A 24,460-nucleotide genomic window follows, 5' to 3' on the forward strand; every position below is an offset into this window, starting at 1 on the left:
GGTTATATGAAAAAACGGGTGATGTAGAGATAACTTTACACCACCCGTTTTTTCCATATAACCATACCCGAAACTCCGCAAGAAGAAGAGTAACTTTAAAACGCTTGCCTTATGATAAGCTGATAACAAACGGCCAATTAAAACTGCTTTTTAGCTAAAAACTCACTCGTCCAACGCAATAACTTCAGGTCTTGGTGACGGTTAGCAATGAACGATAACCCTATCGGGAGCCCGTTCACTTTTGTTAATGGAAGCGTGATCTGCGGTAACCCAGCTAAACCTGCGATACAAGACAGCTGCATTGTTTTCGCTCGATATTGCTCCGCTTTTTCTCCTTGCAACTTGAGCAATGGCGCTGCTCCAGGAGCAGTTGGAATGACTAATAACCCTGCTTCTCCTAAAAGATTTGACATCGATTGGCGAATCTTTTCTCTTAATTCATATTGAGGAAGACTCTCACTCTTTTTCAATGTACTTGTCCACTGAAATCTTTCAGCAATCCCAGGTCCAAAGTTCGGATTTTCCCTGCGGATCCATTCGCCGTGTTCACTCCAAATCTCTAGTCCTTGAAGAATACGAAACGTATTCGACCACTCTGCTATCCCCTCTTCAGAAATTTTTATCCACTCACTATGATTCATTATTTCTTTTAATGGGGGCTGAAAAGCTAACAGTGCCTCTTTGTCGTTTGTATTCAACGCTCCCCATGCCTCTTCCGCCCAAAAGATGTTATGAAATTGCCCTTCCGCACTTTGACCATCTATCAGGATATAGGCGATCTCAAGTAGTAATTCAGGATTCTTAGCCATCCAGCCAACTGTATCAAAGCTTTTGGCTAATGGAATCACCCCGTCAACCAAAACAGCACCGTGTGTAGGTCGGAAACCATAGATCCCACAGTAGGAGGAGGGAATCCGAACAGATCCTCCGGTATCAGTCCCTAACGCGAAGTCTACTAATCCGGCAGCTACCGCAACTGCTGATCCACTGGAGGATCCCCCTGGAATTCGATCAACAGCCTTTGGATTTACGGGTGTACCGTAATGAAAATTTTCACCGTTCAAACTATACATCAATTCATCTGTTTGTACGGTGCCCTTTAATTTTGCCCCATGTTTCAGAAGGCGCTCAATAGCGGGTGCATGTTGAGCTGCGGGCATATGTGTACGGAGCCAATCAGGATTTCCGGCTCCATTCGTATAGCCCTGAATCGCAAACACATCCTTCACTGCAAACGTTAAACCATTTAACCGCCCTGCCCCTGTTGCTTCAATATTTATATCTTCATCTACAAATGCATTCCACTGATCATTCATCGTGGATCCCTCCAATCTAATGCCATTTTTTAGTCATTTCAAATGAGACCTTTTCTACAATGAATTGTCACATCGATTCACATAGTGAGTAATCTACAATGATTGTAAAATAACCACTAGGTAAAAACACTCATAAAAATGTAAAACATTTAGTTGTTTTATTGTTTATATTAACTAAATCAACAAAGAAGAAAAACATGAAGTGAATTATTAGACTTTCCTGTTTTCTAAGGAACCACCTTAATGGAGGGAAAATAAAGGATTGAACGTAAGATGAATACAGTAAACATGATGGATGCACTGGAACAGCGGTGCCTGTAATATCCCCATTCAGCAACAAACGGTATGTTACATTAAATAACACCAATTCAAATTTCTAATAATATTATTATACATAATAACCAACTGTTTTTTTGAGTTTTAGTTAAAACATCCAATGAAAAAACCGATCGGCTAGGTTAATATATACATATTACATAACATGTTGCTTTTTATAACATCAAGTATCTTGGAAATCCCATTAAGAATTATGCAAACATGAAAGGAGAAAATGTATGAAGCAGGAAAAAGTAAAGCCCCCCTTTTACAAAGGACTGTTTTTTCAGATTATACTATCAATTCTTGCAGGTATCTTAGTCGGTTATTTATTCCCCAAACTTGGATTAGCATTAAAACCGCTTGGCGATGGCTTTGTTAAATTAATTAAAATGATTATTGCACCTCTTGTTTTCGGTGTTGTTGTTGTGGGGATTGCAAAGGTTGGCAACATTAAAACCGTTGGTAGAATAGGCGGGAAAACACTCCTTTATTTCGAAATCATTACTACACTTGCATTAATTATCGGTATGGTTGTAGCGAATGTAACCAACCCCGGCAAGGGCATGAATATCGACCCTTCTACTCTCACAACAACAGAAATAGAAGCAAAAACCCAAGGTGCAGAACTCCCGAGTGAAGCCGAGTTTTTACTTAATATTATTCCAGATAGTGCCGTTGGAGCATTTATAAATAACTCTATGCTGCAGGTTCTGCTAATTTCTTGCTTGTTCGGCTTTGCGCTTGTACATGTAGGTGGCCATACATCGGAGACTATCCTCGACCTTTTAGAGAAGGTTAATAAGGTCTTGTTTAAAATCATGGATTATATTATGAAACTAACGGCAATTGCTACATTCGGCGCAATGGCGTTCGCTGTTAGTCAGTATGGAATGGACACACTTGTATCGTTTGGTAAACTTTTTATAGCTATGACTATTGCATGCCTGGCATTTCTTCTTGTATTGGCTATCATCACGCGGGTCTTCCTCGGTCTTAGTCTCTGGAAATTAGTTCTCTATATCCGGGAAGAGATTATGCTTGCGTTTGCAACAGGATCATCGGAAGCAGTCATGCCCCAGCTGATGGACAAGTTCGAGCATGCTGGTTGTAGCCGCGCTGTTGTCGGTCTAGTGGTTCCAACTGGATATTCATTCAACCTGGATGGGGCTTCTCTTTATTTATCACTTGCGTTGGTCTTTCTTGCACAAGCGACTGGTATTGATTTAAGCCTTGTTGACCAAATCATGATTTTAGGAGTTCTCTTATTAACCTCAAAAGGGATGGCAGGTATTCCAGGTTCAGCTTTTGTTGCACTGTCAGCAACCGCAGCAGCAACCGGATCCATTCCTATAGCAGCAATTGCTCTCATGCTTGCTCCAGATCGTTTTATGGGCAATTACCGTACAACTGTGAACATTATCGGTTATGCTGTTGCCACGTTCATCATTGCACGATGGGAAAGATTACTGGATATTAACCGAGCGAAAGACACTCTTGATGGTCGCATTACCTACCTCCCCAACAACACAGAGGTGAATGCTTCTAATCTAACCGATTCAAATGTATCCTAAGGATCCTTGCGTTAAGCTACCCACTTCTAGCTGAAAATTTATACTTTCCTACAGTGCAAAAAAAAAGCGAACCATCCTCAAAGAGTGGTTCGCCTTTTCTTTACTATACCTTCTTATTTCTTAGCTGTCTGCCGCTTACCAGAATGTAAGAAAAATGATAGCACAAGGGCAAGTCCCGATAAAACCGTTGCCACCCAGAACGCATCATTAATTCCATTAATGGTAGATAGCTTCATAACCTGACTATATAGCAGGGTTGTTTCAAGTGCGGATCCCGTCTGCGCTGGAACATGCGCAAGCGCAGCTACACCTTGTCCTGCCTGGGCAAAGCTTGTGCTTAGCACAGGGTTCGTTGCCGTCACCTGATTGGTATAATCAGCCGCATGGAAGGTGGTTTGCCGCGTCATAACTGTAACAAGAATAGCTGTTCCAATTGCACCAGCTACCGACCGCAGCGTATTTTGTGAAGCAGTACCGTGTGAAATTTTATTCATCGGCAGTGCGTTCATCCCAGCAGTCATAATAGGCATCATAATAAACGCCATCCCAAAGGAGCGCAGAATATAGATACTCATAATATGCCCGTATGACGTATCGAGCGAAAGATGTGTATATTCATATGTTCCATACGTCATCAGAATCATACCGAAAATCGCTAACGGTCTTATGCCGTATTTATCAAATAGCTTTCCAGCGAACGGTCCCATAAGTCCCATAATTAATGATCCCGGAAGGAGCAATAATCCGGACTCAATCGGAGTGAAGCCCCGAATGTTTTGCAGATAAACCGGAAGCAACAGCATTCCGCCAAACAAAGCCATTGTAATAATCATATTAATAAACAACGTGAAGGAAAAAGCTGGAATTGAAAAAATTGTTAAATCCAATAACTTTGTCTCGGCCTTCAATTCCCAACGTACAAAGAAGACGAGTCCAATCACCCCGATTATAAACATGATAATAACCTCTGCGCTATCCCAACCCTTATTCCCAGCTTCACTAAAGCCATACAATAATGTACCGAGACCAATGGTTGAGGAAATCGCGCCGACCAAGTCAAACTTTGGTTTTGATAACGGCTGTACCAACGTAAACAACCGAAGAGCAAGTAAAAAGATGACAAGTCCAATCACAAACATACCGTAAAACATAAGATTCCACGTATAGTTTTCGACGAGCCAGCCCGCAATTGTCGGCCCAATCGCCGGAGCTAAAATCATCGCAACACCGAGCAAGCCCATTGCCGCCCCGCGCTTTGCTGGCGGGAAGAGTGTCATGAAGATATTCATCCCAACTGGCATTAAAATACCAGCACCGACAGCCTGAATAACACGCCCTGCCATCATAACAGGAAAGTTCACTGCTATCGCACAAACAATAGAGCCAACCGTAAAGAATATCATCGCAGCTAAAAAGAGCTTTCGATACGTAAAGGTTTGAATTAAATACGCGCTAATCGGAACTAAAATCCCGTTTACAAGCATAAATCCTGTTGACAACCACTGACCGGTTGACGTGGAAATATTAAATTCATTCATTAATGCAGGTAAGGCAACATTAATAACTGTTTGATTTAAAATAGAGATAAACATTCCCAGCACAAGAACGGTTAAAACAGCAGCAATACTAAAAGCTGGTTTTTCCGATTGCGGCTGCTCCGATTGTGGCTGCTGCGCCGCTTGCTCCGGTGTGGGAACTGGAATTTCTTCTTCGACCGCTGTTGCTGCGGCCTGCAAAACTTCCTCTGAAGAGGCACGCCCTTCTTCCTGAGAAGGTTCTGTTGCCTCTGCCCGATACACTGTTTCTTCATCATGTTCGTGTTTTACCGTACCACTGTGTTCTTGAACCGCTGACTCCGCATTCTTTCTGCGACGGAGCACTAGGTTCACAGCGGCAAATATAATAACGCAAAACACAGCGTATACAGCAATAATTGTTGAGGACATACAATCTCCTCCTTACTTGTGAATGCGGACTGACACGTTCATCCCAGGCACAATGTTCACAGATTTCGTATGATCTAAAGTAATTTTCACTGGTACGACCTGCGTTACCTTTGTATAATTGGCTGTCGTGTTTCCAGATGGAAGCAAGGAGAATGTATTAGCTGTCGTTAAACCAACTTGGTCCACCACTCCTGTTAAGGTTGTATTTGGATATGCGTCAACATACACATCTACATCCTGTCCTTCTTTCACATCATCAATGTCAGTCTCTTTAATATTTGCTGTTACCCATAAATTGTTCATGTCGTATGCATATGCCAATGGAGAACCTGCAGCGATAAACGTATTTTCTGTTGCGTTAGATTGAACTACCGTGGAACCGACAGGAACTGTAATATCAAGCTGTTGCACACCTGCAGCACTGCTTGCTTGAACAGTACCCACCTTTTCACCGGCACTGTATGCTCTTCCTGTTGTCGCTGTCCATTCAGTAAGCTGTCCAGCTGCAGGAGAAGCAATTGAAATTGCCTTTCCATCAACTTTGGCATTGTCCGTTGTTAAATAATTTTGTGCTTGATTGTAGTAATAATAGCCAAGAAAACCTCCTCCTATCAATACAAGCAAAGTGATAATATTGACTGCTACGAGTCGGCGAAACTGATTCATTTATTTTCTTCCCTTCCTTTTTATCGTCTCTTAACTATAATGTGAAAAACAGCCGACCTGGATTCCTATTTTTTATTAAACAAAACAAATTATTAACAATGTTAATTAAATGGCAAAAGCATACGAATCCACTATGCCAGTCTCATTTTTCCTTTCAGTAAGAGCATACTTTCATATTATAAAGAGTTTTTTCGAAGATAGAAACTAATTTGTTTTAAAAAATCTCACATAAAGTAAAGAAATTTTCGCCGTTTGGAAAATATCCCCTTTAGATGAAGACAGAGGCGCAGCTCTACTGATACTATATTCCTAAAATTTCCCGCTCCGTCGAATTCGCTTCTAGTTGAAAATTTATACATTCCTATAGTACAAAAAAAGCGAAAGGTTATCCCCCTTCGCCTTTTTCCCTCTTAGTCAAAGGTAATACGATGTACAGTCATCCTATCCAATCGTTTAATCACTTCTACAAGTAGCTTTATTGCATTTTCATAGTCATCTCGATGAAGCATTGCAGCATTCGAATGAATATAACGCGTAGCAATTGTAATGGACATAGCAGGTACACCATTAAGCGTCACATGAATAGCACCAGCATCCGTTCCACCGCCCGCCATTGAGTCGTATTGATATGGAATGTTTAATTCATCCGCTACCCCAACAACAAAATCGCGTAGACCCTTATGTGATACGATAGACGCATCATATAAAATAATTTGCGGGCCTTTTCCAAGCTTTCCTTGCGCTTCTTTTTCGGTTACGCCTGGCGTGTCTCCTGCAATGCCAACATCAACCGCAAATGCAATATCTGGATCGACAAGGTGTGCAGATGTTTTTGCACCGCGCAGACCAACCTCTTCCTGTACAGTCGCGACCCCATACACTGTATTCGGATGCGATTGATTCTTGAGCTGCTTTAACACATCGATCGCAATCGCACAGCCAATACGGTTATCCCATGCTTTTGCAAGAAGCATTTTTTCATTTTTCATCACTTGAAATTCAAAATACGGCACAACTTGATCACCTGGACGAACTCCCCACTCTGAAGCTTCATCCTTGCTGGAAGCACCGATATCAATAAACATATCTTTAATTTCCACCGGCTTTTTGCGTGCTTCAACCGGCAAAATATGAGGAGGCTTTGAACCGATAACACCTGTGATATTTCCGTTTCTTGTCACAACCGTTACACGCTGCGCTAACATCACCTGCCCCCACCAGCCGCCAACTGTTTGGAAGCGGAGAAAGCCCTTGTCATCGATTTGTGTTACCATGAAACCAACCTCGTCCAAATGTCCAGCCACCATAATTTTTGGACCACTCGCATCACCTGTTTTTTTGGCAATTAAGCTTCCAAGATTATCTGTCATGATTTCATCCGCATAGGATGCTATGTATGTTTTCATTACCTCGCGTACTTCACGTTCATTTCCAGCAACGCCATTCGCATCTGTTAATTCCTTAAGCATCTTTAATGTAGGATCTAGATTTTGCATCATCATACCCTCCTTTTTGTCTATCTCTTCCATTATACAGGAGGGTATGATGATGTTCAAAGCATGCCCTTAGTAGCCTTGCGTTTGACGCTGATGATTGACCTCGTTCTTAGCCAGATAGGCCCTCTCAATATCCTCCTGCGAAAAATCAAGCGCTTGTCCAAGTCGCAGATAGCTTGTAAATAATTCAATATAGTTTGTAATAGACGGCTGATCGTGGAAGCGAATCACCCTTGCATATACATCTAAAAAGGTTTGCACAGTTGTCTTATTCGCGTGTGCACACTTATAAAATAAAAAGTTTTTATCCACACCTAAATCGATCCCAACCGATAAAATAAAATGAAACCCGTCTACATATTCCTCTAAAATAACCTCCCGCTCTGAGGACGGCCTTGTACTCCAATATTTAAAGCAGCGCGTTTCGTTAGCCAATTCTCCTATTTCCACAAGCAGTGCAAGTGTTTTTTCCTTTAATAGCTTCTTTGGCTCTAAATTATGTTCCTTCAGGATACGCTCATCTAATTCTTTTTGCAGCTTAAACAAATGTAATAAGTCCACGTTTGTATTCCCCCTAGCTTTCTCAAGCTTCATTATATCAGTGCGCTTTTATTGAGGAAAGACGATTTATTAACAGGTGCTATCTCATATTTTATGTACTAGATGAAAAACAAAACAAAAAGGCCAGAGGTAAGATTACCCGGCCTTCAATTAAAACTCTAATAGCTTGCTATATTATTTCTTGAATATCCCAAATGGCTTGCCAACTGGAAGAACAACTCGTCCAAAATGTGTGTTCAACACTGCGGCAGCCGAAGCATAAAACGAAAATAGCGCAATGAATAACTCCGCAAATGCCGCAATTTCATGAGTAAATTCAGGAGCAACACCTAACGTACTTAATGACAAACCGATAAATAAGAAATCAATAAGAACAAAAATGATAAATAGTACTTTATGTGTTTCCATTGCTCCAATTGTCATAAAAATGCTAAAAATTAAATAACCAATAAATGCAATGCCCAGTTGCTTTGGGTCAGCAGCTTTCGCCAATGCCTCTCCAAACACTCCTAGATTAATCAGCCACGATGTACCAACACCGAACCAAAACAAAGCAAATGCGCCAAAAGCTGTTGTTCCGAACGTGTTATTGTGCTTTGCATCGTGAATACATGCAAACAATTGAGCAAAGCCACCTAAGAAAATGGCCCATGGCAGAACAAGAGAAACTCCTTCGGTCCAACCGAGCTTTTGTGAAGACGCGACAAGCGTCACCATCGCAAGACCGAATAACCCAAGTGCAGATGGATCTGCCGTTGTAATTTTAACTTGCTGTACTTGACTGTTCATGTGATCCTCCCTTATTTTTTAAAACATACTTGAAAACGATACAAAATTCGACAAGATCTGTCAAGAGCATCAGCAGTATAGCTCTATACGTGTTTTTAGATACAAGACTGCAAATAACACGAAGAAAGACAATTTCCAACACAAGGATACGCTTACATGAATATTTTATCTTTTAATAATTTTATCTACCCTGTAAAGAAAACTCACTGATTGGCGAACCATTCGATAAAGACAGAGGCGTAGTTACACTTATACTGTATTCTTAAAATTTCCAACTACGTCGAATTGGCTTCCAGCTAGAAATTTATACTTTCTTAAAGTGTAAAAAGTAAAAATCCCTTCAGGACATGTCCTAAAGGGATTCGCTAAATTACTTATTTAAGCTGTTTTTCGCAGCGTCCGCTAATTGTGCAAAGCCTTGTGCATCAGTTACAGCAAGGTCAGCAAGCATTTTGCGGTTTACTTCGATGCCAGCTAATTTTAAGCCGTGCATGAATTTGCTGTAGGAAAGACCGTTGATACGAGCAGCCGCATTGATACGAGTAACCCAAAGTTTGCGGAAGTCACGTTTCTTTTGGCGACGGTCGCGGAATGCATACATTAAAGATTTCATAACCTGTTGGTTAGCAACTTTAAATAATGTATGTTTAGAACCGTAGAAACCTTTAGCTAATTTTAAAACTTTTTTACGACGTTTACGAGTAACTGTACCGCCTTTTACTCTTGGCATATTTCTTACCTCCTAAGATATCTATGTTAACCGAAGTCTGATTAAATGTTGTCAAGCATTTGGCGAATACGTTTGAAATCGCCTGCGCTTACTACTCCAGCTTTACGAAGCTTGCGTTTTGCTTTTGTAGATTTGTTAGCGAATAAGTGGCTTGTGTAAGCATGGGAACGCTTAAGCTTACCAGTTCCAGTCTTTTTGAAACGCTTTGCAGCGCCACGGTGAGTTTTTTGTTTAGGCATGTGGGTTTCCTCCTCTATTACTTGCTATCGTTTTTAGGTGCTAAAACTAAGAACATGCTACGACCGTCCATACGCGGAGCGGATTCCACTGTACTTACCTCTGCACAAGCTTCAGAGAAACGATCTAATACGCGTTGACCGATTTCTTTATGAGTAATCGCGCGTCCTTTAAAGCGAATAGATGCTTTAACCTTATCGCCTTTCTCTAAAAACTTAATGGCATTGCGAAGCTTCGTGTTAAAGTCATGCTCATCAATTGTCGGGCTTAAACGAATTTCTTTAATACTAATAATTTTTTGGTTTTTACGCTGATCTTTCTCTTTCTTTTGCTGCTCAAAGCGGAATTTTCCGTAGTCCATAATGCGGCACACAGGTGGTTTCGCAGTTGGAGCAACCATAACAAGATCGAGATTCACATTGGCAGCGATTTCCATCGCTTCTTGACGGGATTTAATTCCAAGCTGATCGCCAGTCGGTCCAACTAAACGTACCTCACGAGCACGAATTTGCTCATTGATCATCATGTCCTTGCTAATAGTAAGCCACCTCCAAGGTTTTATGAGAATACTTCTGCGGCAGAATGTTTGCGCCCAATAAAAAAGTGCGGGCATATACAATACACCCACACTGTAACTGTTTATATCCGTTACATACAACATATGTTGTAACCTGTTAACTGCCTTCTAGCGTCCATCAGGTGAGAAGCGGGTGCTCCTGCTTGTTCACAATTAAGTATTCTTTTTCCTCAGAAACTATACCATATTTGGTAATCCTATGTCAAGAAGTCACATGTAAAAGTAACAACAAAAAGTATTGTAGCAGAGAAACGGAAATGATGCAATATTTTTTTAAAGGAGTATGTTTAGAACACAGTCCTTTTGACTAGACTATAGTGTTTCTTTTTACGATGCTAACAAATTAAGGCGGAATAGAGAAAACTCACTGACTGGCGAGGACAGCGGCGTAGTTGCCCTTATACTGTATTCCTAAAACTTCCGACTACGTCGAATTCACTTCTAGCTGGAAATTTATATTTTCCTACAGTGCAAAAAGGTGCCGTTCATGATGCGGCACCTTTTTACAAGAAGCAAGCCTTCTTATCGTTTTCCTTCTTTTCGAATCATATCTACAAACGCTGCAAGCGGCATTGTTTCTGACTTTTGCTCACCGTACTTACGCACATTAACACCAGTTTCCTGTACCTCGTTATCACCAACTACGAGCATGTACGGAATTTTTTGCATTTGTGCCTCGCGGATTTTGTAGCCGATTTTCTCGTCGCGTGTATCCAGCTCAACCCGGATCCCTGCAAGCTGAAGCTCCTCTTGTACCTTCTTCGCATAATCCAGATGTACTTGAGGAGAAACAGGAATCACCTGCACCTGTACCGGTGCAAGCCATGTTGGGAACGCACCTTTGTATTCCTCAATTAAGAACGCAACAAAACGTTCCATTGTAGAAACAACGCCGCGGTGGATGACAACAGGGCGGTGATGCTTGCCATCTTCACCGATATATGTTAAATCAAAGCGCTCTGGAAGCAAGAAATCAAGCTGTACAGTAGACAATGTTTCATCCTTGCCAAGCGCTGTGCGCACCTGCACATCCAGCTTTGGACCGTAGAATGCAGCTTCACCCTCTGCCTCATAGTAGTCGTAGCCCATTTCATCCATAGCTTCCTTCAGCATGCTTTGTGCTTTATTCCACATTTCATCATCATTGAAATATTTCTCTGTATCTTCTGGGTCACGATACGATAGACGGAAGGAATAGTCTTCTAAACCAAAGTCCTTATACACCTCTAAAATCAAGCGAACAACACGGATAAACTCTTCTTTAATTTGATCTGGACGAACAAAGATATGAGCATCATTCAAAGTCATGCCGCGTACGCGTTGCAAACCTGTTAACGCCCCGGACATCTCATAACGATGCATTGTGCCAAGCTCTGCAATCCGAATCGGTAGCTCGCGGTAGCTATGGATATCATGCTTATATACCATCATATGGTGCGGACAGTTCATCGGACGAAGCACAAGCTGTTCATTGTCCATTTCCATTGGAGGGAACATGCCATCCTGATAGTGATCCCAGTGACCAGATGTTTTGTACAATTCAACGCTTCCCATAACTGGTGTATAAACGTGATCATAACCGAGTGCTACTTCCTTATCGACAATATAACGCTCGATAATGCGGCGGATTGTCGCGCCCTTTGGCAGCCAAAGCGGCAAGCCTTGCCCAACCTTTTGCGAGTTTGTAAATAGCTTTAATTCCTTGCCAAGCTTGCGGTGGTCGCGCTCCTTCGCTTCCTCTAGCAGGCGAAGATGCTCCGCAAGCTCTTCCTTCTTTGCAAACGCAGTACCATAGATGCGCTGAAGCATTTTGTTTTTGCTATCACCGCGCCAGTAGGCACCCGCCACGCTTAATAGCTTAAATGCTTTGATTTTTCCTGTAGACGGAAGATGGATGCCGCGGCATAGGTCAAAAAATTCACCTTGCTCATAAATAGACAATGTTTGATCCGCAGGAATGTCATTAATCAGTTCTAACTTTAGATAATCACCAATTTCTTCATAACGGCGCAGCGCCTCCTCACGGCTCACCTCTTGGCGCACAATCTCAATATTTTCCTTTACGATGCGCTCCATTTCCTTCTCAATCTTCGGGAGATCTTCTGCTGTAATTGGCTCTTCTAAATCGATATCGTAGTAAAAACCATTTTCAATAACTGGTCCGATGCCAAGCTTCACATCTTTATACAAACGCTTTAATGCCTGTGCAAGCAAATGGGCTGTAGAGTGACGCAAAATCTCTGCGCCTTCCTTAGTATCCAATGTAACAATGGCGATGCTGCCATCCTCTTGAATAGGTGTCTTCAAGTCAAGCAATGTATCATTCAACTTTCCTGCCACAGCCTTTTTCTTTAAGCCAGGGCTAATGGAAGCAGCGATGTCTTCTGTTGTTGTCCCGTGCGGAAACTCCTTTACAGCTCCATCTGGGAATGTAATTTTAATACTTTCTGCCATGTCATTCAGCTCCTTCATAAAAATAAAAAACACCCGTCCCCAAAAAGGGACGAGTGTTGATTTCTCGTGGTTCCACCCTTGTTCCGATTCACATCTATGAATCGCTCAAGTATTATAACGGTGTTTGCCGTCAGCAATTACTATCAATTCATCGCTGAAGTTCAGAGGTGGTAAACAACTTTTTCGTATTAGGAAGCTCACAGCCTAAGGCCTCCCTCTCTGGGAATCGTAAAAAGAAATTCATGTCCTCATCATTACTTATGTTATATTCACATTATGTACGTAATTATATTCGCAACGCAAAAGAAAAGCAAGGGAGCATTACGGTTTTCTTACCTGCTTGCCCATCATTTTTTCAAACTCTCCGATAGTATGAACAATTACACGTTCTTGAAACACATTTCGAATTGTAATAATCATATTGTCATCTATATGAGCGGTATATAGATAAATCGTTTTCGGCGCAATCGATAACAGCGGCGCAATAATATTAGGATCGATATACGACTCTTGATTGTACACAATACCCTCGTCTATATATTGGACCAACCTCTCCTGATTTAAACAAGAGCCACGTTCATCGTAAAAAGTGAAACTTCCGTTATAGACGAGATGAAGGCAAGACAGCCGAGGTTTTCGTGTATACACATGCTGCCGAAGCAGTTCCACAAAGGACTGATACTCCTGCTCAAGCTTATATTCATCAATCGCAAGCTCTGTTAATCGAACCAAATACGCCATATAGTACCTCAAACGAAACTTCACATAGGAATCAAAGGAAAAGGAAATAGGGTTTTGTACAAATTCCGCCAGAGACGCCTCTAGCAAACTTCTCCTTTCTTTCTGCAGACCCTTATATGGTATATCCTGCAATTTCCCGTCTAATAGCGAATGAACAATATGTAGAATTTGCATCCGTTCGTCCTGATCGCGATATAAAAAGGCCTGTTCTAAAATCGATAAAATCCATTTTTCTTCCTTCACATCTGTAATAAAACGAATAATTGCCGGAATCAATACTTCATCTGCACACCATACGTCCCCAGGCGGAATATGAACGACCACTGTTGATTCCTCCAAAAGCACGCTCATACTTTCATGCGCAGTTTCCGCACCTTTCAGCAAATGCTCGTACATCATGCGCGCATCATGCTCTTCTTCAAAGCGGATTTCGATCACTTTTGTCCCCCCTTTAAGATCATCACCTATTTTATGTATATTAAAAGGGGGAGCAAAAAATGATACAAGAAACTCTTGACAAAAAAAAGAAAAGCGGAATCCAATCGCTTTTCTCCTGTAGTAAAACAACCTTTGCATAAACCTACGTATATACATCAAAAGACAAAGGAAGCAAGCTGTCCTTACTCCCCTTGATTACTCCCTTGATGGCGGCGATTCTCACCTTTGACTTGCACTGGCTTCGCCAAATATTTAATTCGTTCCATAATACGAGCCGCCTTCATCCGCTCTTCTTCTCCGCGCTGCGAATAGGTTAAATGATGCTCAAGTTCCTGCATGTTGAAATTAGAAGTAAAGAAGGTTGGCAGATTTTCCAGCATCCGAAATTGCAAAATAGCTCCTAACACATCATCTCGAACAAAGCTTGACATCGCTTCTGCCCCAATGTCATCAAGCATCAGAACCGGTACTCGCTTCACCGCGTCAATTTTATCACTGATTGTATTATCCTGAATGGAGCTTTTGATTTCACGCAGGAATTCTGGTAAGTATACAAGCATAGAAGAGATTTTCCGTTCGGCTAATTCATTAGCAATTGCACCTAAAATATATGTCTTTCCTACCCCAAATGGTCCATATAGATATAAACCCTTAACCTTCTTGCCAAGCTCATATTCCTTTAGAAATTCGCTAGCGGCACGAATTGCTTGTACTCTTTCTAATTGCGAAAGATCTAGTCCTCCCATAGATGCTTCTAATATGTCCCTTGGAACATACAAGCTTTGAATAAGAGACTCCTGCTTTTTACGCTCATCGTACGCCACCTTACGCGGACAGCGGTCATATTGAATATCAATCCGTTTCCCTTGAATCACAAGATGGGGATGGTAGCCCTGCAGCATATTTTTACATTGTTCCAATGTTTGACATTCATCACAGTTCATACTTTGACCTATATATTCATACAGCTTCACAAGGCTGCCTTCAAGCATAGAAGTGGTTACCTCCCCCTCTTGCTCAAGCAGAAATTGTTGAATACGCGGATGTGACAGCACCTGCTCCTTCAACGAAGCATATCGTTTCTTGAAATCCTCATTTTTCATGAGATTGGCGAAGGAGTTTTGAACATGTTCCATCTTTTCACCTCCAAAGGACACAAATTCCTTTATTCCTTCTTATACATTTTTAACTCTTCCTCTAAGCGACGTCGTTCTTCTTCCAAATCGATTGCACTCTCTGTTTGACTCTGAGAAGTTGCTGACTGTTGCTTTTGTTCCTCCAGCCATTCCGGCAGCTGCTCCTTGCGCGTTGTTGCGCGCTTCTTCGGCGTCTTTTTCGAGGTAGCCCATTCTTGATATTGACGGTTTTCTTCTTTTGCGAGCATCATGGCGTCCTGTACGGTTGTTACTTTCTTACGTGCCCAATGCCCCGCTATTTTCTCAACATATGTTTTGGAGAGCTTCATATCTGTTCTCAGCATAACGTAATAAATGAGTACATTTACCACACCTGGCAACAGCTTTTGTGACAGCATAACGTCCTCTATAATCTTTAAGTCTGCCGCAGTCGGCTCTGTACCGCCTGAGATTTCCTTTAACAGCTCCCGCGGTGAAATTTGCTCAAGCTGCTGAATAAGCAGTTCCTCCTGACTAGACGGTTCTTTATGCTGCATCGTTCTTGCATCAAGCGGCTGCACACGTTCGCTGAATACGGGCACAGCACTTCCATTTTCAAATTGATACCAGTCTCGTGCACCTTTGCGCAGCTTTTCCATATCAATCGTATGATGCTCTGTTACTGCGCCAAGCACGACATTTTGCATCGCCAATGCATTCATACCGTATACATAAGCAAGCTTCACAATAGCTTCCTTTACATGTGCCGTAAGGGCCTTTTTCGGCACAAGTGCTGAAAGCCCTTCTGCAAACAGCTCGAAGTCAAAGAAATCATTCCAAATGCTCGGTGCCTTGCCAGCTGTCCGGCCCGGTGCCGCAAATCCTGAAGGCACACTCACTTCCTCCTGTAAAGAGGCGATTTGCGAAGGAGAAAACGATTGGAACACATCATTAAAAGAATGCGTTACTTCGCTGTAAGCCGAAGCATCAGATTCCTGCTCCAAAAAGGATTGCTTCAGCTTGTTGTACTTTGTTTTACCAAGACGATTATATAAAAAGATATTTAACACAACATCATCAAAAAACTGCTTAGGCGACAAGGGCGGCTGTAATTCATACAAAAATGAACGGATGTCCTGTTCTTTTTTTACATACACCTTTAATAGCCCCAACGCCTCTAGCTTCATGCGTTCTTCATAAATTTCAGGAAGCGGCATGTACATATGAATCATCAGTGCATGATGATTGCTTTCTTCACCACCCGAAACGTACTGTTTCAGTTCACCCCACAATGTATTGTATAAGCCGATTGCTTTACTGCCAATCAACGGCTGATACAGCATCGTTAACATATGACGGTCATGCTCATGCAGCAGTCCGCTGGCACATACACGATACCGATCCACCGGCAGCAGCTCTCTCCATGACTGTCTTTCCATCTTAATTGATTCCTTTCACTGTATATTGATGCGGATAAAAAAGAGCCGATAGCACTTATGCCTCAAGCTCTTCTTACTTCCCGCCTTTTTGCAGAATATCCTTTAATTCCTCAATAAATACATTTAAGTCTTTAAATTGTCGATAAACTGAGGCGAAGCGCACGTAAGCCACCTCATCAATATCCCTGAGCGCTTCCATTACCATTTCCCCTACTTTATCGCTTTCCACCTCAGATACCCCGATGTTGCGCAGCTCTCGTTCTACATGCTGTGTAACATCTTCAAGCTGCTTCAAGGAAACAGGCCGTTTTTCACAGGCCTTAATCAGCCCTCGTAACATTTTTTCTTTGCTAAACTGCTCACGTGTTCCGTCCTTCTTGACAACAATCAGCGGCGTCTCTTCCACACGCTCAAATGTTGTAAAACGATATAGACAGCTTTCGCATTCTCTGCGTCTGCGAATAGATCGTCCATCATCAACCGGACGAGAATCGAGCACTCTTGTACCATTATGAGAACAATTCGGACAACGCATCGTCACCACTCCTCATTTATTTCTTTTCCTTTGCTCGTTATAGCTTTGCGCCTAATCCCGATCCAATAAACACGAGCTGCTTGTCCAATTGGTTATACAACTCCATAATAACCTTCTTACTAAATCCGAAATCACTCGGCAACGGCGTTTCAGTCGTAACGGAGAAATCAATTGCCGTCTCAAATGGACGAATTGTAATGACAGTCACAACAACAAATGCTTTCCTAGATCCAGCAATATTCACACTCATTTCCCCGCGTTCAGGAGAAACGGATGTAACTGTATAGCCTTTTAAACCACGAATAACATCTTCCACAGCCTTTAACGCATTTTGTGTATTTGTTTTATAATAACGGCTGCGCAGCTGTTCGTCCGAGTGTGAATCCATTGTTTCAGCATGTGTGGAAAAAACCTGCTTCACCTTCTGCATGATGCTCATAAAACTCTCCTCCTACACAACAACAAGTTATAGTTCTATCACCAATGATATTTTCTACAGTGTAAAGAAAACTCGCCGATTGGCGAGCCTGCCCTTGGGCGAAGACAGAGGCGTAGCCCTACTTATACTGTATTCTTAAACTTTCCAGCTGCAGCGAATTGTCTTGCAGCTAAAAATTTAGCCTTTTCTTAAAGTGTAAACTAAAAAAGAGGTGCGTTCTACACCTCTTTACATTTTAAAGCAAATATATTGTTTTTTAAAGAGCTTTTGCATCTCGTTAGTTAATTTCAAAGCCTTCAGTTCCACGCGGAGGTTCGATGCTCTCGTGTGTTGTCGCACCAAGGCTTTCTGCAATATCGTCAACTGTTACATGCAGGTTAATACGATCACCACATGTATAAACATCAATACTTCCTCTGCAGACGTTCATTATCTATTCTGTTTAGGCGGGCTGCGCCTTCCCTCTCGCTGCGAACTGCTCAGTAACCATTCCTACAAGATCTACAACACGTTTAGAGTATCCCCATTCATTATCGTACCACGCCAGTATCTTTACTTTACGTGTTCCCATCACCATCGTGGATAACCCATCAATAATCGCGGAGCTGGCGTTTGTATTAAAATCCACTGATACGAGCGGTTCGTCGCAAACTTCAATAATTCCCATCATAGAGCTTCTGGCAGCAGCCCGAAACGCATCGTTAATTTCCTCCGCGGTAACATCTCGTTTTACATCAACAACAAGATCAATAAGCGATACATTTATTGTTGGTACACGAAGGGCCATACCATGAAGCTTGCCTGACAGATGAGGGAGCACCTTGGATAACGCTTTGGCCGCTCCTGTTGTTGTCGGAATAATAGACTGTGCACAAGCTCGTGCTCTTCGTAAATCCTTGTGTGGGTTGTCAATATTTTTTTGGTCATTTGTATATGCGTGAACGGTCGTCATCAAACCGTTTTCAATACCGAACTGCTCATCAAGAATTTTTACAACAGGCGCTAGGCAGTTTGTCGTACAAGAGGCATTCGAAATGATAGTATGCTGCGCAATATCAAGCTGCTGTTCATTAACCCCCACTACAACTGTAATATCCTCACCTTTGCCTGGTGCTGTTAAAATAACCTTTTTTGCCCCTGCTTCAACATGGTCCATTGCTTTTTCCTTCGCATTGAATTTCCCCGTTGCTTCGATCACGATATCAATGCCGAGCTCTTTCCAAGGTAGCTTCCTTGGATCACGTTCATTTAATAAGCGCACCTTTTTTCCATCGACTAATAAATGATCCTCAGACGCTTCCACTGTTCCATCAAATTTCCCATGAACCGTATCATATTTGATTAAATGAGCTAATGTCTCAGCGGGATAGCTGGCATTAATCGCTGTAATTTCAAATGCACTTTCTTTAATTGCCTGACGGAACACCATTCTACCAATACGACCAAACCCATTAATCGCCACACGCACCATTTTCCAGCCCCCTATTTATGTTATACTTTTAACTCATAAACCCCATAAATAGTATAACACAAATGGATATATAGTCACCAATAAATTCATATTATGGGTATTTCGTTATAATTTGAGTGACCATTTTTCTAAAATGCTGACTAATTGAGTTTTTGTATGTTCTATTGTGCCATTATTATTAATCACTTCATCTGCTAATGTTATCTTTTTCCTTAAAGGCATTTGCGAGGCTATACGCGCCCTCGCCTCCTCTGCTGTTAAATGGTTACGCTGCATGAGCCTATGTAATTGTACCTCCTCGTCTACGTATACAAGCAGCACCTTATGGACAAGCGAAGTTAGTTTGCTTTCAAAGAGAAGCGGAATATCCAGAACAATTGCTTTCTCACCCTGTTCAATATACATGTCCTTTTGCCGGTTCATTTCCATACGAATAGCAGGGTGGACAATACGATTCAAAAGAAGGCGTTTTTCCTCATTATGAAATACAATGCTTCCGAGCTTCTGACGGTCAATCTCTCCATTTGTTTGTAAGATTTCTTGTCCAAAGGCATCAATAATTCCTTTATATGCTTCCTTTCCAGGTTCCACCACTTCCCTTGCAATGATATCTGCATCAATTATGGGAATATGGAAATCACGCAGCATAGCGGCAACAGTACTTTTGCCGCTTGCGATACCTCCTGTTAACCCAATTACAATTGTCATATAGCATCTCTCCTGTCATTTTATCCCTATTATTATACTTCATCCTTCCGGCAAACTTTTCAAAAAGCTACGCTGTCTGAATTCTCAAAACTAAGAAAGAGGTGACTCACAAGAGAAAAAAACCTCCTCTTGGGAATCACCTCATACGTGTAAGTATAGAAAATACATTTAAGCTGACACAGATTTCTTACAGCAGCTCCCTACATCTTCCAAATACCAATAATAATAAGCAAAATCCCGGGCAGGAATGTCAATCGCTGCAGCCATGAAACACCAGAAAACCACATACCGACCTTCATGCCCACAGTTAAAAATATAGAGCTCATCACTGCAACCAATATGGCAAGAAGCACCGGAGAAAACCCAAGCAACGAAGCTCCAATCCCAGCCCCAAAAGAGTCTAACGATAGCGCTAACCCTAACATAAGGGCTTCAATGCCGGAAATTATACCAGATTTATCAAAATCGGCCATCGTCGGCTTCCTCAAGATTTGAATAACAATACCAAGAGAACGGATTTCCAGATTCCACACTGTTGTTTCCTCTACTGGCGGCTCTTCCTTTTTGTCTGCTTGAAAAAATTGATATAACACCCATGCACCTATCCCAATAAGAACAGCCCCCCCGATCTTTGTTGCGAGAGCGGGTGAAAAAATTTGCGCAACGAGATGACCAATCCCCATAGAAAGGATCATGACAGCTGCTGAACAAAGGGATATTACAATAACTGATTTTGCCGGAATCCTCACCTTTCTCAGTCCATACGTAAGGCCTACGCTGCAGCTGTCAAGGCTTAGCGTCAATGCCAAAAGAAACAAAGCAACATAATGGTGCATCGTCGGGCTCCCTTCCATATGTCCGCCTTTCCCTTTAGATTCAGGGAAAAGCTTCGTTTATGTTCATATGGTGTATATATATGACAAAAGCCTATCCGATGTTATTGTCCTTTTTAGTTTTGGCAAATTGGGCAATAGTGCGTACCTCGTCCGCCAACAACTGTTTTCTCAATTGGCGTCCCACATGATGGGCAAGATTCCCCCTTTCGGCCATAGACATATAAACTTTTCTGGAACGTCCCAATTTGTCCTTGAGAATTGATATATGTCCGGATCGTGCTACCACCCTTTTCCACCGCTTCTGTTAGCGTTGCAACAATTTCCTTCTGCATTGCTTCAATTTCAGAAGGCTGTAAGGAAGAAGCCTCCCGTTCTGGGTGAATACGAGAACGAAATAGTACCTCATCTACATAAATATTTCCCAGTCCAACAAGTATACGCTGATCCAACAGAACAGCCTTAATTTTCCGCTGCGTTTTCTTCAGCTTTCCCATCAAATATACCGCAGTCAGCTCGTCTGAAAAAGGCTCTGGCCCTAAATCGGCAAGAGACGGACAAAGATGCTCTTCTCCTTTTTTATACATATGCATCGTCCCAAATTTACGAACGTCATTGTAGTGCAGCTCAGTTCCATCGGTAAACTGAAAACGTACATGTGTATGCTTGTCCACAGGCTCACCCGCATCCTGCAGACGGTACTTCCCTTCCATGCGCAAATGAGAGACAAGCGTATAGTGCGTTAAATCAATTAATAAAAACTTCCCTCTTCGCCGTATTCCTTCAATGATTTCACCCTTTAGCATCTCCTGAAATAATTTGACGTCATCGGGCTCTTTGACAAGTTTTCCATATGTTACAATTACATCTTCAATTTGCTTTCCTTTGACAAGTATCTCTAGCGTTCGTCTCACCGTTTCTACCTCTGGCAGTTCAGGCATATCTATCACATCCTTACATTGTTATCATGAAGCTTCTAGGTGCTGAAAACTCGCCGGCCCTTGGGTGAAGACAGAGGTATAGCTGCACTTATCCTGTATTCTTAACATTTCCGACCACGGCGAATTCGCCTCTATCTGGAAGTTTATACCTTATCACAGGGCAAACAAAACTCCCTCACAATTAGAGGGAGTTTTGTCACAGTCCTTTATTTTGCATCATACCATGTTGGACCATAGGAGTAGTCCACCTTTAATGGCACAGCTAACTCAACCGCATGCTCCATCACTTCTGGAACAAGTTTCTCCAATTTTTCGATTTCTTCCTTCGGAGCCTCGAAAATCAATTCGTCGTGTACCTGAAGCAGGAGACGCGCAGTTAACTTTTCCTCCTGCAAACGCTCAAACATTACAATCATCGCCTGCTTAATAATATCAGCCGCACTTCCTTGAATAGGTGTATTCATCGCAGTACGCTCGGCAAAGCTTCGTAAATTAAAATTACGACTCGTAATTTCAGGAATATAGCGACGGCGATTTAATAGCGTTGTTACATACCCTGCTTGCTTCGCTTCCTGCACAATGCTGTCCATATACTCCTTTACACCAGGAAAGCTTCGGAAGTATGTTTCAATAAAGTCAGCAGCAGCTTTTCTTGTAATCCCAAGGTTTTGCGATAAGCCATAATCGCTAATTCCATATACAATTCCGAAATTTACCGCCTTTGCTTGACGTCTCATATTAGATGTTACTTCATCCTGATTTACGCCAAATACATCCATCGCGGTTTTCGTATGAACATCCATATCCTGCAAAAACGCATCCATTAAGCCTTTATCCTTGGCAATGTGAGCAAGAACACGCAGCTCGATTTGCGAATAGTCTGCCGCAAATATAACCCACCCTTCCTGCGATGGGATGAACGCTTCGCGAATTTTCCGGCCTTCTTCAAGCCGAATCGGAATGTTTTGCAGGTTCGGCTCCGTCGAGCTTAGGCGTCCTGTTTGGGTTAGCGCCTGCTGAAAGCGTGTATGGATTTTGGAGGAATCACTATGCACAACCTTAAGCAGCCCCTCAATGTACGTTGAATATAATTTTCCAAGCTGGCGATAATGCAGGATTTTTGGAACGATTTCATGATGGTCAATTAACTTCTCAAGCACATCTGCTGAAGTTGAATAACCTGTTTTTGTTTTTTTGAATACCGGCAAGTTTAGCTTATCAAATAAAATAACCCCTAGCTGCTTTGGTGAGTTAATATTAAATTCACTGCCTGCTAGCTCATGAATATCTTTTTCAATCGCCTGCAACTGTACGGACAAATCCTCTCCCATACGCAGCAAACGATTCGTGTCTACTTTCACGCCCATATACTCCATTTCCCCGAGCACTCGAGATAATGGCAGCTCTAAATCTGTAAACAGTCCATACTGCTCATTCTTTTTCAATTCTAAGACAAATGATTCTTTCACCTCATACAGCACCCGAGATTTGCGTGCCACGTGCTCCGATAAAACCTCTTGATTTGGAACGGCCCGCTTCGCACCTTTGCCATACACCTCTTCATCGGATTTCACTGCATGAGCATCCTTCATCTTCGCAACAGCGCGAAAATCCTTATCTGTCTCGGATGGATCAAGCAAATAAGCAGCAAGCAGCAAGTCGAAATCAATTCCTCTTAGCTCTAGACCCTTCCACTTTAAAGCGACGATTGCCCGTTTCACATCGAATATGCTTTTTTTCACACTATCATCAGCAAGCCATTCTCGAAAGCGTTCTGAGTTCAGTCCGGCTTCCGCAGGAATAAAATAGCTGCCCGTCTCATTGGTAATACCGAAGCCCTGCACCTCAGCACCATGATAGTTTTCTTCCTGCACCTCAACAATTATCGAACTTCCGCTTCGCAGTATATTCTCATTTACTTCCTCCACAACGGTAAACGATAGCTCATCTAGCACCGTTTCCGCTACTTCTCCTGGAAGCTGGAACTTATCCAGCAAGGAATTGAAGCCTAGCTGCTTGAAAAGAGGGATAACAGCTTCCTGCTCGTACCCTTTGTATTCAATATCCTGTAAATGAAGTGTAATTGGCGCTTCCCTATAAATGGTTGCCAACTCCTTGCTCATCAAGGCCTGCTGTTCATGTTCTTCGAGCTTTTCCTTTAGCTTCTTTCCGCTGACGCTGCCTAAGTTTTCATACAGTTTTTCTATTGTCCCAAACTCCTTGAGCAGCTTAATTGCCGTCTTTTCCCCTACACCAGGTACGCCCGGAATGTTATCGGACGGATCGCCCATTAGACCTTTCATATCAATAATTTGATCCGGCTGGAGCGACAGCTTTTCAAATAAGGTTTCTGGCGTGTATTCATCAACTTCCGTAATACCTTTTCTCGTAATTAGTACACTCGTATGCTCCGACACAAGCTGAATAAGGTCGCGATCTCCTGAAATAACTCTCACTTCAGCACCGTCTACATCCGCTTCTTTCGCTAATGTGCCGATAATATCGTCAGCTTCATAATTTTCAAGCTCATAACGGGAAATTTGAAGATTGTCCAGAAGCTCACGAATAAATGGAAATTGCTCTGACAGTTCTGGCGGTGTTTTTTGACGCCCCCCCTTGTATTCCCCGAAGGTTTTATGACGGAATGTCGTTTTCCCCGCATCAAATGCAACGAGCATATGCGTTGGTTTCTCTTCCTCAAGAATCCGCATCAGCATCATTGTAAAGCCGTACACGGCATTTGTATGTATTCCCTTATCATTATTGAGCAGCGGCAACGCAAAAAAGGCGCGGTATGCGATGCTATTGCCGTCAATTAATACTACTTTTTTCTTCAAGATATGCAAGCCTCCCCACTATATAGCATAAATCAGAGAAAGAAAACTCGACGATTGGCAAGCCCTGCCTTCGGGCGAAGACAGAGGCGTAGTTGTACTTATACTTACTCCTAAAATTTCTCACTACGTCGAATAGTCTCCCAGCTAGAAATTTATACTTTCTTAAAGTATAAAACAAAAAACCGTTTCTTCCCTCCTCTATATTAGCATGACCTAACGAGAGAAGGAAAATAACGGCTTAATAAAAGTATATACACAGGATTTTGCAAGAGAGCTCTCACCAATTCAGGAACTGTTCGGCG

The 24,460-nt window shown here is 42.2% G+C and carries 21 protein-coding genes, 1 pseudogene and 2 other annotated features; of the genes and pseudogenes, 1 reads left to right on the forward strand and 21 read right to left on the reverse strand.

The annotated features are described in order from the left end of the window. Positions 1–137 precede the first annotated feature (137 nt). On the reverse strand, positions 138–1,316 hold the full coding sequence (locus AAHB12_RS06375) for an amidase (protein ID WP_342044682.1): 1,179 nt from the start codon (positions 1,314–1,316) through the stop codon (positions 138–140). A gap of 554 nt (positions 1,317–1,870) precedes the next feature. Between AAHB12_RS06375 and dctA the strand changes: the two genes are divergently transcribed. After that, on the forward strand, positions 1,871–3,205 hold the full coding sequence (dctA, locus tag AAHB12_RS06380) for a C4-dicarboxylate transporter DctA (RefSeq protein ID WP_342044683.1): 1,335 nt from the start codon (positions 1,871–1,873) through the stop codon (positions 3,203–3,205). 113 nt (positions 3,206–3,318) lie between these two features. Here the strand turns inward: dctA and AAHB12_RS06385 are convergent, their stop codons facing one another. The 20 genes and pseudogenes from AAHB12_RS06385 to polA all read right to left on the reverse strand — a co-directional run bounded on the left by AAHB12_RS06385 (position 3,319) and on the right by polA (position 24,158). Beyond that, positions 3,319–5,151 carry a DHA2 family efflux MFS transporter permease subunit gene (locus AAHB12_RS06385; protein WP_342044684.1) on the reverse strand — a complete coding sequence of 611 codons (1,833 nt, stop codon included), beginning with the start codon at positions 5,149–5,151 and terminating at the stop codon, positions 3,319–3,321. A gap of 12 nt (positions 5,152–5,163) precedes the next feature. Continuing rightward, on the reverse strand, positions 5,164–5,817 hold the full coding sequence (locus tag AAHB12_RS06390) for an HlyD family secretion protein (protein WP_129727787.1): 654 nt from the start codon (positions 5,815–5,817) through the stop codon (positions 5,164–5,166). A 410-nt stretch (positions 5,818–6,227) separates the two neighbouring features. Continuing rightward, positions 6,228–7,313 carry a M42 family metallopeptidase gene (locus AAHB12_RS06395; protein ID WP_342044730.1) on the reverse strand — a complete coding sequence of 362 codons (1,086 nt, stop codon included), beginning with the start codon at positions 7,311–7,313 and terminating at the stop codon, positions 6,228–6,230. Between the two features lie 69 nt (positions 7,314–7,382). Then, entirely contained in the window at positions 7,383–7,874 is a 492-nt protein-coding gene (locus AAHB12_RS06400) for a dUTP diphosphatase (protein ID WP_129727789.1), read from the reverse strand. Between the two features lie 174 nt (positions 7,875–8,048). Continuing rightward, the gene (locus AAHB12_RS06405; RefSeq protein ID WP_129727790.1) at positions 8,049–8,663 is read right to left on the reverse strand and encodes an acetate uptake transporter; all 615 of its coding nucleotides are present in this window, start codon (positions 8,661–8,663) and stop codon (positions 8,049–8,051) included. Positions 8,664–9,033: 370 nt separating this feature from the next. Next, positions 9,034–9,393 carry a 50S ribosomal protein L20 gene (gene rplT, locus AAHB12_RS06410; protein ID WP_342044685.1) on the reverse strand — a complete coding sequence of 120 codons (360 nt, stop codon included), beginning with the start codon at positions 9,391–9,393 and terminating at the stop codon, positions 9,034–9,036. Between the two features lie 41 nt (positions 9,394–9,434). After that, positions 9,435–9,632, reverse strand: coding sequence for a 50S ribosomal protein L35 (gene rpmI, locus AAHB12_RS06415; protein WP_129727792.1), 198 nt, complete (start codon positions 9,630–9,632; stop codon positions 9,435–9,437). 17 nt (positions 9,633–9,649) lie between these two features. Continuing rightward, a complete protein-coding gene (gene infC / locus AAHB12_RS06420) occupies positions 9,650–10,156 on the reverse strand; it encodes a translation initiation factor IF-3 (protein WP_129727882.1) in 507 nt (168 codons plus the stop codon). A gap of 65 nt (positions 10,157–10,221) precedes the next feature. Further along, positions 10,222–10,358 (reverse strand) — a sequence feature (ribosomal protein L20 leader region). Positions 10,359–10,729: 371 nt separating this feature from the next. Then, positions 10,730–12,661 (reverse strand): threonine--tRNA ligase, encoded by a 1,932-nt coding sequence (gene thrS / locus AAHB12_RS06425; RefSeq protein ID WP_342044686.1) that lies wholly within the window; start codon positions 12,659–12,661, stop codon positions 10,730–10,732. 42 nt (positions 12,662–12,703) lie between these two features. Further along, positions 12,704–12,925 (reverse strand) — a binding site (T-box leader). 57 nt (positions 12,926–12,982) lie between these two features. Next, the gene (ytxC, locus tag AAHB12_RS06430; RefSeq protein WP_342044687.1) at positions 12,983–13,840 is read right to left on the reverse strand and encodes a putative sporulation protein YtxC; all 858 of its coding nucleotides are present in this window, start codon (positions 13,838–13,840) and stop codon (positions 12,983–12,985) included. Between the two features lie 182 nt (positions 13,841–14,022). Continuing rightward, positions 14,023–14,976 carry a primosomal protein DnaI gene (gene dnaI, locus AAHB12_RS06435; RefSeq protein ID WP_342044688.1) on the reverse strand — a complete coding sequence of 318 codons (954 nt, stop codon included), beginning with the start codon at positions 14,974–14,976 and terminating at the stop codon, positions 14,023–14,025. A 29-nt stretch (positions 14,977–15,005) separates the two neighbouring features. Then, positions 15,006–16,394 carry a replication initiation and membrane attachment family protein gene (locus tag AAHB12_RS06440; protein ID WP_129727796.1) on the reverse strand — a complete coding sequence of 463 codons (1,389 nt, stop codon included), beginning with the start codon at positions 16,392–16,394 and terminating at the stop codon, positions 15,006–15,008. Positions 16,395–16,467: 73 nt separating this feature from the next. Next, positions 16,468–16,929: a transcriptional regulator NrdR gene (gene nrdR, locus AAHB12_RS06445; RefSeq protein WP_129727797.1), complete on the reverse strand. Its 462-nt coding sequence runs from the start codon at positions 16,927–16,929 to the stop codon at positions 16,468–16,470. 37 nt (positions 16,930–16,966) lie between these two features. After that, positions 16,967–17,368, reverse strand: coding sequence for a cytosolic protein (locus tag AAHB12_RS06450; RefSeq protein ID WP_129727798.1), 402 nt, complete (start codon positions 17,366–17,368; stop codon positions 16,967–16,969). Positions 17,369–17,645: 277 nt separating this feature from the next. Then, positions 17,646–17,780, reverse strand: a pseudogene (locus tag AAHB12_RS06455) (adenosylmethionine decarboxylase); the annotation flags it as partial. A 30-nt stretch (positions 17,781–17,810) separates the two neighbouring features. Further along, positions 17,811–18,839, reverse strand: coding sequence for a glyceraldehyde-3-phosphate dehydrogenase (locus AAHB12_RS06460; RefSeq protein ID WP_129727799.1), 1,029 nt, complete (start codon positions 18,837–18,839; stop codon positions 17,811–17,813). 105 nt (positions 18,840–18,944) lie between these two features. Beyond that, on the reverse strand, positions 18,945–19,547 hold the full coding sequence (coaE, locus tag AAHB12_RS06465) for a dephospho-CoA kinase (protein ID WP_342044689.1): 603 nt from the start codon (positions 19,545–19,547) through the stop codon (positions 18,945–18,947). Between the two features lie 200 nt (positions 19,548–19,747). Then, on the reverse strand, positions 19,748–20,383 hold the full coding sequence (gene ytaF / locus AAHB12_RS06470) for a sporulation membrane protein YtaF (RefSeq protein WP_342044690.1): 636 nt from the start codon (positions 20,381–20,383) through the stop codon (positions 19,748–19,750). A 113-nt stretch (positions 20,384–20,496) separates the two neighbouring features. Beyond that, entirely contained in the window at positions 20,497–21,321 is an 825-nt protein-coding gene (mutM, locus tag AAHB12_RS06475; protein ID WP_342044691.1) for a DNA-formamidopyrimidine glycosylase, read from the reverse strand. 206 nt (positions 21,322–21,527) lie between these two features. Then, positions 21,528–24,158: a DNA polymerase I gene (polA, locus tag AAHB12_RS06480; protein ID WP_342044692.1), complete on the reverse strand. Its 2,631-nt coding sequence runs from the start codon at positions 24,156–24,158 to the stop codon at positions 21,528–21,530. Positions 24,159–24,460 lie beyond the last annotated feature (302 nt).

The sequence above is a fragment of the Bacillus sp. OTU530 genome (assembly GCF_038440375.1).

Bases quoted from the DNA above. Each gene is read 5' to 3' on its own strand.
- mutM (WP_342044691.1), bottom strand. From the start codon at position 21,321: ATGCCTGAACTGCCAGAGGTAGAAACGGTGAGACGAACGCTAGAGATA.
- AAHB12_RS06450 (WP_129727798.1), bottom strand. From the start codon at position 17,368: ATGAGCATCATGCAGAAGGTGAAGCAGGTTTTTTCCACACATGCTGAA.
- rplT (WP_342044685.1), bottom strand. From the start codon at position 9,393: ATGCCAAGAGTAAAAGGCGGTACAGTTACTCGTAAACGTCGTAAAAAA.
- AAHB12_RS06405 (WP_129727790.1), bottom strand. From the start codon at position 8,663: ATGAACAGTCAAGTACAGCAAGTTAAAATTACAACGGCAGATCCATCT.
- dnaI (WP_342044688.1), bottom strand. From the start codon at position 14,976: ATGGAACATGTTCAAAACTCCTTCGCCAATCTCATGAAAAATGAGGAT.
- thrS (WP_342044686.1), bottom strand. From the start codon at position 12,661: ATGGCAGAAAGTATTAAAATTACATTCCCAGATGGAGCTGTAAAGGAG.
- AAHB12_RS06390 (WP_129727787.1), bottom strand. From the start codon at position 5,817: ATGAATCAGTTTCGCCGACTCGTAGCAGTCAATATTATCACTTTGCTT.
- coaE (WP_342044689.1), bottom strand. From the start codon at position 19,547: ATGACAATTGTAATTGGGTTAACAGGAGGTATCGCAAGCGGCAAAAGT.
- nrdR (WP_129727797.1), bottom strand. From the start codon at position 16,929: ATGCGTTGTCCGAATTGTTCTCATAATGGTACAAGAGTGCTCGATTCT.
- AAHB12_RS06375 (WP_342044682.1), bottom strand. From the start codon at position 1,316: ATGAATGATCAGTGGAATGCATTTGTAGATGAAGATATAAATATTGAA.
- AAHB12_RS06395 (WP_342044730.1), bottom strand. From the start codon at position 7,313: ATGCAAAATCTAGATCCTACATTAAAGATGCTTAAGGAATTAACAGAT.
- rpmI (WP_129727792.1), bottom strand. From the start codon at position 9,632: ATGCCTAAACAAAAAACTCACCGTGGCGCTGCAAAGCGTTTCAAAAAG.
- ytaF (WP_342044690.1), bottom strand. From the start codon at position 20,383: ATGCACCATTATGTTGCTTTGTTTCTTTTGGCATTGACGCTAAGCCTT.
- dctA (WP_342044683.1), top strand. From the start codon at position 1,871: ATGAAGCAGGAAAAAGTAAAGCCCCCCTTTTACAAAGGACTGTTTTTT.
- AAHB12_RS06440 (WP_129727796.1), bottom strand. From the start codon at position 16,394: ATGGAAAGACAGTCATGGAGAGAGCTGCTGCCGGTGGATCGGTATCGT.
- AAHB12_RS06460 (WP_129727799.1), bottom strand. From the start codon at position 18,839: ATGGTGCGTGTGGCGATTAATGGGTTTGGTCGTATTGGTAGAATGGTG.
- infC (WP_129727882.1), bottom strand. From the start codon at position 10,156: ATGATGATCAATGAGCAAATTCGTGCTCGTGAGGTACGTTTAGTTGGA.
- AAHB12_RS06385 (WP_342044684.1), bottom strand. From the start codon at position 5,151: ATGTCCTCAACAATTATTGCTGTATACGCTGTGTTTTGCGTTATTATA.